Below are 12,791 nucleotides of genomic sequence, written 5' to 3' on the forward strand. Positions count from 1 at the left end.
AATTTACTTTTTAATGATTTTTAAATACTTGTATTTATTTTCTACTGTATCAAATACGATTACAAAATACAATCCGTCAGCATATTGCTCCATGTTTACTTGCAATAAATTATTTTCTGTTTTTTGATATTTTGGTGAAATGTATTTTCCATTCAAATCATAAAAACTTAAAGTAAAATCATCGGTATTTGTTTTGGTATCTATAGTAAAATTTCCTTGATTAGGATTCGGATATGCAGTTATGGTATTTTCGCCATTGGTTATAAAATTATCTATAGCCAACATTTGCTGAGAAGTCATAGAATAACAAGAGTTTGCGATTTGATAATTGCTTCCTGAGCAAGAAGTTGATATTCTTTGGATATATAATTTTTTATCAATCAGCATAAATTTTAATTTGCCGTTTACTGCAGATTCTGAATATACATTTGGAGTATCGTTGTTTAAAATAGTTGATGATGTTGCACTTCCAAAATGTTTGTAATTGATTACATGTATTAAATTTTTACCAAAGTCGATATTCAAATAAATCGATGCATTAGTATTATTGCAACTCGAGTTTATGTTCAAGTTAACAAATACGCCAGCCTGAATTGCAACTAGCGATGAAAAATCTTCAACGAGATGCGAGTTGGCATCTGAAAATAGCGCTGTAGATAGTGAACCGTTACAATTAGAAGGCTCTAAAGCATTGTCAACTCCATTTTGATTGTCATCCAATGCTGAATAGCAAGATTGGTTCAATCTGAAACTAGATCCGTTGCAGGTTTCTGAAGTTCTTTTGATGTATAATTTGTTGTTGTTTAAATAATAGTTCACTTGTGCATTTGTGGTAAGTGATGAATTAACGGAACTAGTTTCGTTTCCAGTTGTGCTAGAAGTCGCAGTCGATCCAAAATGCTTGTAATCTAAAACATGAATTAAATCTGAATTTAAATTGACAATAGCTTTCAAATTATTACTTGTATTATTGCAAGAAGTAGAAGCAATAAGATTTACATAAAAAATTCCGCTTGCTGCGTTTGCAAAATCTGTCACCAAAATATCGTTATTATTAGTAACCGACGCCGATTGTGGAATTTGATTGTTGCATTTTTGTAATTCTGCTAAATCGGTGTTATCGAGTCCAATATCAGTATAAGGTTTCCAACAAGAATTTTTAAAAATAATAGGAATATTAGTTTGACCACTGTCGTCTGTACAGCGGTTACTGATATGATTAAAGTATAGTGCATTATTAATTAATGAAAAACCTATTTGTGCCCAATTAGTTTTGACACTTGTAACAGTACTAGTATTGTCACCCCATAATTCTAAATAGTCGCCAGCAATATTATTAAAACGAATAACTTTAATTTGATCAGTGTCTAAATTGACCAAAGCAATCAAACGACCACTCCAATAACCATAACAATTCATACCAAAATTTAGGTTCACTAAAAATTTACCAGAAGTCGCATTATTAAAATTTGTTATTAATCCTTGCGAGGCAACCAGTACGTTAGGAATATTTGAAATATTGTTAACACATTCAAACTCGTAAAAATAATCTGAATTTGATAATGTACAACTTGACGCATCATAATTTACATTAACAAAATTCGTAATTGTTTTAGCATCAGATATTCCCGAGCTGTTTGTTACTTTCAATGTAGCATCGACACTTCCTGCAGATAAAAATTTTACAACTGGATTTTGCGAACCTGCACTTGTACCATGTAAATATATTGGTGTTTTAGAGAACGACCATTCCCAAGTTGCGCCTGCATAATCAAGAATACTATAATCATTAAAGGTCACTTCTTGGTTTACACATATTTCTTTTATGTTTGTAGTGGGCTGTGCCACAGGATTACTCCTTTCATAAAAAGAAATTTCTTGAACTCCCATATGACTGGCTACTCGCAATTTTTCTTTATAATAAGATGCTTTAAAAAACATATTAAGTCTTGAAGTAAGAATCGATAAGTTAGCTGAATAGTCAATCCAGTCGAGCATGGTGTTGTTTCTGTAAAAACATTTAGCTATTGATCCTGTCTGACCCATTAAGTAAACCCCGCCATTCGAGCCATATTGGTGTATTATTTGTTTAGATTCAAAGCCGTTTAAAGTTGTAGTATTTAAGTTAGTCCATACTTGACCACCATCAATACTTTTGGAAATTCGTGCATTTGAGTTGCCGTTATCATTTGTAATCCAAATTTCATTTGCATTGGTTTGCGACACATCAATAAAACAATTAAGACCATTAGGCTTTAGGTTAATATTATTTACCGTCATGTTACAAATAGACCAATTGACGCCTCCATCACTAGTTTTCCATAAACCATCAGTTTGGGTTAGCGCATAAATCACTTTAGAATCTTTGCGTGTGGTTTTTACATCCCAAACCAAAGAATTAAAACTTTTTAAAACTTGACTATTAACTCCGTTATCATAAGAGATCATTACATTGTTTTCAAAACCTGTATAAATAATATTACTATCTGTAGTGTTAGATGATGTATCGCTATTGCGTAATCCTCGAACTGCAAGATTATTATTCATTGTGAAAGTATGCGAGCCAGTAACAGTAGTATTATACTCAACATCAATTAAACGAAATTTTTTATCTAAGCCATTTGTGGCGTTTGGTCCAAAATAAGCTAAAGAATTTGGTCTGCTAAAAATAGCTTTTCCAGTTGCTTCTTCAGCGCCACCAATAAATAATGTTTTACCATTGTTCCAATTTGGATTAAAAATATCGTTCCCATTGTGGTACTTGCCACCGCCCATTTGATCCGTATTAAAACCGAGATCAAATCCCCAATAATCTAAGGCGTCTAAACCTTTGCAAGTACTTTTCCAATTAACTGCACTGCTAAAATTATCTGTCGATTCGCTTACACCGCCATCCGTTGCCACGACAACTGTATTACCAATAAATTGAAGATCTTGTATGTCAGGATGTATGCCAAATGGACCAGAATAACCACCAACATAGTTAGCAGTCAAACCACCATCGACCGATTTAGATAATGAAGATGCACCAACAAAATAAATATTTGTATCGATAGGTGAAATTCCAAACACAAAATCATACCATCCATTAGAATACCCAGTATTAATTACTGATAGCGGTACAAAATTATCGCCACTAGTGGTGCTTTTAATCAATTCGGTTTTTTCTCCTGTCAAAAAAGCAATGGCTACTAGATTTGGATTTGCGGCAGAGACGCCAATTAAAAAACCATCTTTACCGGTTGTGAGTGAGTAATTTGTGGGTTTTATTGTCCAAGTTAATCCGCCATCGGTACTTTTATAAAAAACACCTTGATCGTTAATAGCATAGACAATAGATGTACTTCCTGGTTTAAATTCGACATCCATAAAAACACCTGCTTGTTTTTGACTAAATGTTAATCCTGAATCTACAGAAACATAAACACCAGCTGTTGTAGCTGCAATGATAGTTGTTCCATTATTAGACCATAAAATTTCATTGCAAATTTCCGAAAGTGATACATTAGTCCAATTGTATCCACCATCAGAACTTATCTTAGCAGGTTTACATCCAAAAATTATTTTATTTGGATTGGTAGGATGAAAAGCAGTAGGTCCGCCCCATTGACCAAGACCACCATAACCATTTAAGTACGTCCAATTTGCTCCTGCATCTATGGTTTTATACAACGCACCATTTTCTGTACAAGCCAGTCTTGTGTTAGTTTGAGAAGGTGCAATACTTAAAAAATAAACATTTGTGTTTCCCACGATAGGTACTCCATTACTAATAACTTCTTTAGCGCCAATTTGTGACCAGTTGTTTACAATTGTGTTTTTTTGATTGGCAGTACTTATAATTTTTTGTTTATTTTGTGCATCTTTGATAAACTCATTTTTAGAGGGTAAGGTTAGTTTACCTTCTTTATTTATCCACTCGTTTGGTATTATTCTTATAAATCGTGAGGCAAACCGAACAATTGGAATTTCTGAAATACTTTCTTGAAGTTCTTTTTCAAACTCTTTAACAGCTTCGATATCGGTCTTAAAGTCAGTGTTTTTAATTATTTTTTCTTTTCTATTTTTTTTCGCCTCAAGCATCCAATCGTTAATTTCCTTTTCTATTGTTAAGAAGTTAATTTGGTCTGGATTGTCATAAAACACATTTGCCCAACTTGGCGTGTCGACTGTTCTACTGGGTAATTCAGAAAAATTAATGAGCTCTTTAATACTCATTTTAGTTTCTTGCGAGAAACTATTCAGGGTAATTAGAGTTAAAAGGAATAAATAAATTTTTGTTTTCATAGGTTTTTGGTTTTGTTATTTGGGGCTTCCTTATTGGTTTTATAGAATTACAAAGTTAGCACTTACTTAAAAAAAGCTATTATCAAAAAACGACTTTTAATCCTAAAAAACGACTTTTATATTTTTACAAAAGTATAATAAAGATTAAGATCAAAAATTAAATATACATTGTAAATGTTAAAAAAAATGGAAAACAGTATTAAATCTATATTATTTTTATAAATATTCTAGTATATTCCCAAGAACCAATAGTTCTTACATTTAATAATTTTCTGTGATACGTCTATACCAATAAAGTTTAATTGACAATATGGAGGCAAAAATAATATTATTTTATGTCTCATTTTTCAAAATTAAGCTATACTTTTATTCATGTTAAAATTTTTACATTTACAAAATTAAGTAGAAAAAGGTGTATGAATATTAATAACAGAAAAATAATAAGTAAGGAATTTTATTTCTTTTTATGTTTTAAAAATTTATATCCTTTTTAAAGAACTCCAACTTTCACATCAACATTTTTTAGATCTTATTCCGTAATAACCATAGTGAAAGCCAGAAAAGTAATAATAAAAAGAAGAAAGTAAAGAGAAGTTCCAGTTTCTAAAAATAAATACCAAGCCCTGCGCGTTTTCAAAAAAATATTCACTCAATAATTTTTGTTGCATCAATAATAGTAAAATCAAAATTCTACTCCCGACCAACTTTATCGTAAAAGCAAGGTAGTATTTTAAAAAAAAAACTTGCTTTTCTTGAAACCTTTACTTGATAATATGATTTTTTTTTATCCGAAAGTGGTATGCTTAAAAAAATCAATTTTACAGGTAGATTTTCCTCGCTACTTTTATTACAACATGGTTTATTATTATCTCTCCAATAGCAAGGCAGTCTTTTTTATTTGGTAATTTGATAAATTTTAATCAGTTTCAAAATAGGTAAAACTAGCCACTTTAGCTTCTAAAAAATGTTTGGCCTCCTATTAAATAGATCAGCACTGATAAATCGGTGTGAATCTTTTTTAATCTTTGGCAAAGTAAAAAGCTTTAACCTTGCATAATTCACCTCTTCCAAACCAATTTTATGTACTTCAAGTCGAAGGTGATTTAGTTAATTTTTTTTACAGTTTTAGAAGCATTTCCCCACGATTATTGTTTTATATTGCAACAATTAGTTTAGTTTTATTTCTGGCTGTTGTCACAAAAAGTATATTCCTTAATAATTGGTATACCATAGGTAGGATGATAGTTAGGGTCAAAGAAAAAATGATATGTTTAAATCAATCAACAGCAGTGCTCCACATACATTTAACCCTATGTTAAAAGTAATGCTCTTTATGTGCTTTAGTTTCGCAACCTTAAATGCTCAAGTAGTAAAGACAGATACTATTGCGAAAACTGCTATTCCTCAAAATATCAAATTCAATTATAAACAGCTGATTATTCCGGCTGTATTAATGGGATATGGTTTTATAGGTATTGAAAGTGACCAATTAAAAAGTTTTAATTCTCAAATTCAAGCGGAAGTAAAAGAAGATATTGACAGGAAGACTACTATTGACGATTTTTCGCAATATGCACCTGCTTTTTCAGTTTATGCATTGAATGCTGCTGGAATTAAAGGAAAAAATAATTTGAAGGATCGTTCTGTAATTCTGGTTACTTCCTACATCATGATGTCTGCAACCGTTTTGTCGTTAAAATCATTAACTAAAATCGAAAGACCTGACGGGAGTTCTAATAATTCATTTCCATCAGGGCATACTGCAACTGCCTTTGCAGGAGCAGAATTTTTATGGCAGGAATACAAAGACAAATCAATTTGGTACGGAATTTCAGGATATATTGTTGCAACAGGAACAGGCGCTTTTAGAATTGTCAACAATAAACATTGGCTTACAGATGTTGCCGCCGGTGCAGGAATTGGGATTTTGAGCACCAAAATTGCGTATTGGATGAATCCATTTATAAATAGGAAATTATTTGGGTCCGAAAGAAACAATACAACAGCAGTTATTGCGCCTTTTTACAACGGAAAACAATTAGGTTTGTGCTTAGCGAAGACTTTTTGATAAATGGAACTAATCAAATCTAGTATCTTATTAAATGTATGTAATACTTCTAATTTCAAAACAATCTGCTTTTAAATATCTTGAAATTGTCCTGCTCTTCAACAGTCTTTCCTGTTCTTGAATACGGAATAGTTGGTAGTTTAAATTTGAAAAAGAACGATTTTCAAAACTTTTTGATAATGAAAAGAAGAATTTCAAAAGAACTAAAAAAAACGCCCAAATCAATGATTCGAGCGTTTTTTATCACGATAAAATTCGTGATGAAGTACTTAATATTATTTATGGCTTTCGTGTACAGCGTCTACATTGATATGAGAAACAGCTATTTCTGTTAATTTTACGTCAGCATTTTTCTCTTCTTCAAGTGTTTTTGCAAGAAGCAAGGCAGCTTTTGTTTCACCAAGAGTAACTGCATACACTCGTAAAGTACCATAAGTTGCTATCTCATAATGCTCTACTTTTTGTGCTGCTGAAATCATTGCGGCATCACGAACATCTCCAACTTTAGTTTCTTCGATAATTCCTTCAGCCTCTTCAAGTAGTCCCGCCATTGCATCGCATTTCTTGGCAACTGCTTTGAGACCCAAAGATTCAAATATTTTTTCCAAACGAGTAACGTGCTCTTCGGTCTCTTTCAAATGACTCTCGAACGCATGAATTAATTTTGAAGCCGTTGCGTTTTTTGCCATTTTAGGCAATGCTTTTGTTAATGCTTTTTCTGCCCAGTAAATATCTTTTAAGCCGTCTTCGAAAAAATCTCTTAAGTCTTTTGCTGCATCAGGTTTAGCTTTCACAACATCTTTTTTTGGCTCATCATTTTTTTTCTTGGCAGTTGTTACTGTCTTTTTTTTCTCTCCATCACGGACTTTTTCTAGCTGATCTGTTGTCGTTTTCATAACTTTTAAATTTAGAAATTAATTATGTTATTAGTTGAAAAACAAATTTAAAGATTAGTAAAATGTATTAGATACAAAATTATTATAAATAGTTACAAAATTCACATTATTAGATATTTAGCTAGCTGTATAGCCAAGATTACAAGTAGCTTTACAAAACAAATTGCAACTACAGCAGGTAAATAATAACAGGAAATCATAAAAAGTAATTGTCAAAAATAACAATTGCAAAAATTAGTAAATGCTCCTTTATTACAAGAATCTTTAAAGCGGGAATGAGGAATTATTGAGATGAAAGTATACTGTAGTATTACAAACTGTTTTTTATGCAAAAACATCTGCACTAGGTACAGATGTTTCAATAAAATAGAACGGGCATCGAGAATAGTTTTCTATCAATCAGTTGCGCACACCGATTATTGCTATTCAGCAGCTACACTATTAACAATATTGAGCGCAACATCACTGAGTAAACAGTCCGCTTCTTTTTCTTCAGCCAGCGTTTGTGTCAGTAATTTTGCAGCATCATTTTCTCCAAGTGTTTTTGCAAAGGCAGATAAAGTACCATAAGTTGCAATTTCATAGTGCTCAATTTTTTGCGAACTAGCGATAATACCTGCATCCCTAACAGCTCCTGGCTGAGTACCTTCCAGTATACTGTCGCCTTCTTTTAGTAGTCCTGCCATAGCCTCACATTTTTTTCCTTCAACTTTTTCTCCAAGAAGATTAAAAACTTTTTCGAGTCTTGTTACTTGATTTTTAGTTACTGCCAGATGGTCTAAAATTGCACTCGCAAGCCTCGCTGATGTAGCATTTTCTGCCATTTTTGGCAATGCTGTAACAAGTGCGTTTTCTGCCCAATAGATATCCTTAACGCTATCAATAAAAAAGTCTCTTAAATCTACAGCAGCTTCTGGAGAAGGCACTACAGTACTATTCTTACTGTCTATCGTAGTAGGTTTACTTTCAATAGTTTTTTCTGAATTTTTCATATGTATATTTTTGATCGTTAATTATATAAGTTTATTTCACGGTTCCAAAAACGATGCTCGCCCATAGCTGCTACAAAATCTTTTGCAAAAGTTTCGTCTGCAATAGCATTGGATAATAGGATACCTGAATCATCGCTTCGCATTTTAGAGGCAAATGGCGCCGTTTTTATCAATTCGGTTGCTTTACCATCAGCGCCAATAACTTTACAATGTTTATAGGCATCGTTCAGGAATTCCATCACATCATCATTTGTCAGGAGTGTACTAAATCCTAATCCGTGTGGAATGTAAACAGCATCAAATAAAACTGAGGAGGAGGTCAGAAAACTGAAATCAGCAGCAATAGCTCCTTCTGAATCAGTGCGAACTGAACCTAGGTGCGGTGCAATTATGAAGCCTTTGGCATCTTCTTTTATAAGCGCATTTTTCATATTCATTACTGCTGCTTCCGAAACCCCATGCGCACAAATAATAGCCACTTTCCTCGAAGCAATGGTAGTTGAATTAGTTGGGTTTTTAAGCATAGAAAGTGCAGCAGACGATACAATTGATGACTCCACAGTACGGGATTCTTGCTGCCCTTTTATTTCGTTTTCTGGTGAAACGCCCTTGTTTAAAGGGGTTTCTAGTACAGTTGGGAGAGTAGCGCCTAGTCCTATAGCAACTTTTTCTGCCAGTTGCGTGTCTACTTGAGATAGAAGCCCTAACATTCGGATTCTGATAGCTGCAGTTTCTACTTTGCCTAGTTCAAAGCGTAAGGCTTTTACAATATGGCTTTTTTCTGTTGGTGTCTGACTGTTAAAAAATAATTTAGCCTGACCAAAATGGTCTGCAAAACTTTCGCTTCGTTCTCTAACTTTATGCGCATCTACACGCTCGTTGAAACTTGAAAATCCTCCTTCACTAATTTTAGCTTGGTAAGGACAACCTCCACCAAGTGAATTAGGATGATAACTTACACGTCCCATATTGATTTCCTGACGCATATGCCCATCCCGCTGATTGTTATGAACTGGCGCAATACTTCTATTGATTGGTATCTCATGAAAATTAGGACTGCCTAATCTAGATAGTTGTGTATCTGTGTAAGAAAACAATCTTCCTTGAAGCAACGGATCATTTGAGAAATCAATTCCAGGTACAACATGCCCTGGATGAAAAGCAATTTGTTCCGTCTCGGCAAAGAAATTATCAGGATTTTTATTGAGTACCATTCGACCCACAATAGTAACTGGTACTAGTTCTTCAGGAACGATTTTCGTTGGATCAAGTAAATCAAATTCATATTTGTGTTCCTCTGCTGCAGGAATTATTTGTACACCTAATTCCCATTCCGGAAAATTCCCAGTTTCAATTGCTTCCCATAAATCCTCTCTGTGAAAATCAGAATTCTTTCCTGAAATTTTTTGCGCTTCATCCCATGCTACTGCATGAGTCCCTAATTTAGGTTTCCAATGGAATTTTACAAAACAAGACTCTCCAGCTTCATTGATTAGTCTAAAAGTGTGTACACCAAACCCTTCCATCATACGATAGCTTCGAGGAATTGCACGGTCAGACATCACCCACATAATCATGTGCATAGATTCAGGCATGAGAGAGATAAAATCCCAAAAGGTATCATGAGCAGAGCCCGCTTGAGGCATTTCATTATGAGGTTCCGGTTTCACTGCGTGAACGAGATCTGGGAATTTTGAAGCATCTTGTATAAAAAATACTGGAATATTATTTGCCACAAGATCATAGATTCCTTCCTGTGTGTAAAATTTAACAGCAAACCCTCTCGCGTCTCTGGCAAGATCAGTAGAACCTCTAGAACCAGCAACTGTTGAAAATCTTGCAAAAACGGGAGTTTTTAATCCTAATTCTTGCAAAAATCCAGCTTTAGTAAATTCAGGTATCGGATTTGTAACTTCAAAGAAACCATGTGCACCAGACCCTCGTGCATGTACTATTCTTTCGGGGATGCGTTCATGGTCAAAATGTGTAATTTTTTCTCTAAGAATAAAATCTTCAAGTAGGGAAGGTCCTCTTTCACCAGCTTTTAACGAATTATTGTCGTCATTGATGCGGACACCTTGATCGGTAGTCAGGAATTTGTTGGTTCCATCTGATTTGTTAAGAGACAAATCGCGCTGTTTTTCATCCTGTGAATTTTTCATTTAATAAAATGTTTTAGTTAAATATTTTGAAGTTGCCAGGACATTTCAAAATTTATACTACTTTGTTTCAACATTTAAAGCAAGTTAAATTCTTGAAATCTTCTATTAATTCAAATTTAATTCATATTCTCAGAATGTTTTTTATAGAATTATTTAATAAAATTATGCAATTACTACTTTTTGATATAATTTCAGATAGTGTTGTACTGATCTGATAACTAAAAGATTGAGTAGCTGTCTTTATTTTCTGATTTTATTATATAAACTACCATTAGGTTTGTACTTTACAATCCGTGTCCATATAGTATATCGATAAAGTGAGAAAAAAGTTGGATGTTGTAAAAAAATAGGTCTTGACAATTGGAATGTGCACGGATTTCAAATCTGCTATCGAATTCTAGCATCCTATCAAATGTATGTACTACTTTAAGTTTCAAATCAATCAGCTACGAGTTTTAAATCTTTGAGTATAAGGTTCGAATTTTATTCCGTACCGTTTGCTTAACAAACCCAAAGTAAGCTGTTGTTTTTTTGTTTTTACACCTTTTGTATATTATAATTTCCTACATTTACGACTATTAAATACCACATTTTACAACACGTTGCCTTTTTTTGCAAATAAAAATGAAACGCGTTACTGTATAGATAAAATCCATAGTGGTTTCTTCTAGTGTTTAGAAATATTTTACAGAATTTAAAGCACTGTAAACGAGACGATACATCAGTACTAGATTGTAAAAACAAGTTTCTTACCAGTGGCACAGCACAGTTTCTAGAGAGCGATTGCAAAGGATAGGGTAGAGGTATCCATAAAAATTAAAGATTAAATAATATAAATTGTAACGTAAGTTAAATAACAAAAATACGCATGAGAAAATATTTTATTCATAATGGACAAACTGAAATGGGGCCATTTGAAATGGAACAGCTAAATACAATGCAGCTTAAAAGCGAAACACCTGTTTGGTTTGATGGGTTGCAAAACTGGACAACAGCAGGAAATATTCCTGAACTGCAATCAATTATAAATTCTTATAATCTTCCTCCAAAGTTTGAAAATCCGGTTAGTTATAATATAAACCCACCAATTTATACAAAACCTGATTATGGCGGTAGCATAAATGCACACGTTAAAAAAAACAATACAGTTCGAAACATATTTTTTGCATTTGGAATTATTGCAATAGTCTTTTTGTTAGGTATGCTTTTCTTGTTTACAAATACTAATGATGCTAGATCTTATAACGTAGAGGGTGCAGAAGAAGTGATAGATTCAGCGGCCGTCGTAGTTGAAAATGCTGAACCAGTTAGAGATGAAATTAGTGCTGCACTGACTGAAAAAAATAGAGCGTTACGCAATAGTATTGAAAACTATGTTGGCGCTACCACAAATGATTATACTGCCGATGCACTTGGAGGGATCACCAACTTAGATGTAAGTGTAACGAACAATACAGAATATTTGCTTGACGAAGTTGTTGTAGAAGTGGAATATATTAAAGACACTGGCGGTAAATATAAAACAGAAATAGTATCTCTTTATAATATCCCAGCTAATCAAGATAAATTTGTTTCTGCCCCAGATAGTGAAAGAGGAACTTCAGCACGCGTAAAATTGACCAATATAAGGTCGAAAGCTTTACATATTTGTTACTATAATGAAGTTGCTACACAAGCTAGAGGAATTGATCCATTTTTTTGTAAATAGAAAATTGAAAGAATATAGATGTAATTTTTAACTTCAATTGCGATTAGATTTTTCATATAATGTTAAGTTTTTTTTGAAATAATTATTTATCCAATGATAAAAGATAACATAAAATACAAATTAATTAAAATGAGATCAACATCTAAAATTGTATATTTTTTAGTACTAATAGTCTTCACTTCTTGCGACAATAGATCAAGTATTAATAGTGTACACAATCCATTTAACAGTACGTATATTCCTGGGCAGTATAAAACTGATATAAAAAAAAATAGCATAGTTACTGATTCAAGCGAGTCTTTACTTTTCTATTTCGGCAAAAAAGGCCAATACGTTCCTGCAACAAGGCGGAGCTCTATTTTGGAAGAAATTTGGGATGAAGCTGAAGATTTACGATTTGACGCTGCAAGTGTCCTTAACAATGCCAGAAGTTTAGGATGTGATAGTGCAATTGAGGCGGCAGAAAACGCTATAAATTATAGTGACGATTGCACTAGTTCACGGAATTATAGTGAAGCAGAAAGTTATTTAGATGATGTTCAATCAGAATTAAATAATGCTCAAAGTTTGCTAGATGATTGTGAGAACAGCGAAAATAATGATGGTGAAGATGAGCAATAGTGCATTTTTATAATTGAATTAAAAGGTAATGTCATTAGGATAAGATATTTATCAGTC

At 33.0% G+C, this 12,791-nt stretch carries 7 protein-coding genes; 3 read left to right on the forward strand and 4 right to left on the reverse strand.

The annotated features are described in order from the left end of the window. Positions 1-3: 3 nt before the first annotated feature. Positions 4-4,287: a T9SS type A sorting domain-containing protein gene (locus ACNQGB_RS12400; protein WP_417944023.1), complete on the reverse strand. Its 4,284-nt coding sequence runs from the start codon at positions 4,285-4,287 to the stop codon at positions 4-6. 1,267 nt (positions 4,288-5,554) lie between these two features. Here ACNQGB_RS12400 and ACNQGB_RS12405 point away from each other — a divergent pair. Next, a complete protein-coding gene (locus tag ACNQGB_RS12405) occupies positions 5,555-6,355 on the forward strand; it encodes a phosphatase PAP2 family protein (protein ID WP_417944024.1) in 801 nt (266 codons plus the stop codon). A 275-nt stretch (positions 6,356-6,630) separates the two neighbouring features. Here the strand turns inward: ACNQGB_RS12405 and ACNQGB_RS12410 are convergent, their stop codons facing one another. The 3 genes from ACNQGB_RS12410 to ACNQGB_RS12420 all read right to left on the reverse strand — a co-directional run bounded on the left by ACNQGB_RS12410 (position 6,631) and on the right by ACNQGB_RS12420 (position 10,405). Next, positions 6,631-7,251, reverse strand: a complete 621-nt coding sequence (locus ACNQGB_RS12410) for a YciE/YciF ferroxidase family protein (RefSeq protein WP_417944025.1) — start codon at positions 7,249-7,251, stop codon at positions 6,631-6,633. Between the two features lie 422 nt (positions 7,252-7,673). Continuing rightward, positions 7,674-8,243, reverse strand: coding sequence for a YciE/YciF ferroxidase family protein (locus ACNQGB_RS12415; protein ID WP_417944026.1), 570 nt, complete (start codon positions 8,241-8,243; stop codon positions 7,674-7,676). 17 nt (positions 8,244-8,260) lie between these two features. Then, positions 8,261-10,405: a catalase gene (locus ACNQGB_RS12420; RefSeq protein WP_417944027.1), complete on the reverse strand. Its 2,145-nt coding sequence runs from the start codon at positions 10,403-10,405 to the stop codon at positions 8,261-8,263. An 868-nt stretch (positions 10,406-11,273) separates the two neighbouring features. Here ACNQGB_RS12420 and ACNQGB_RS12425 point away from each other — a divergent pair. Together ACNQGB_RS12425 and ACNQGB_RS12430 are read left to right on the forward strand one after the other, a co-directional pair. Continuing rightward, positions 11,274-12,113, forward strand: coding sequence for a DUF4339 domain-containing protein (locus tag ACNQGB_RS12425; RefSeq protein ID WP_417944028.1), 840 nt, complete (start codon positions 11,274-11,276; stop codon positions 12,111-12,113). 129 nt (positions 12,114-12,242) lie between these two features. Continuing rightward, a complete protein-coding gene (locus ACNQGB_RS12430) occupies positions 12,243-12,734 on the forward strand; it encodes a hypothetical protein (protein ID WP_417944029.1) in 492 nt (163 codons plus the stop codon). Positions 12,735-12,791 lie beyond the last annotated feature (57 nt).

The sequence above is a fragment of the Flavobacterium frigidum genome, assembly GCF_048286795.2.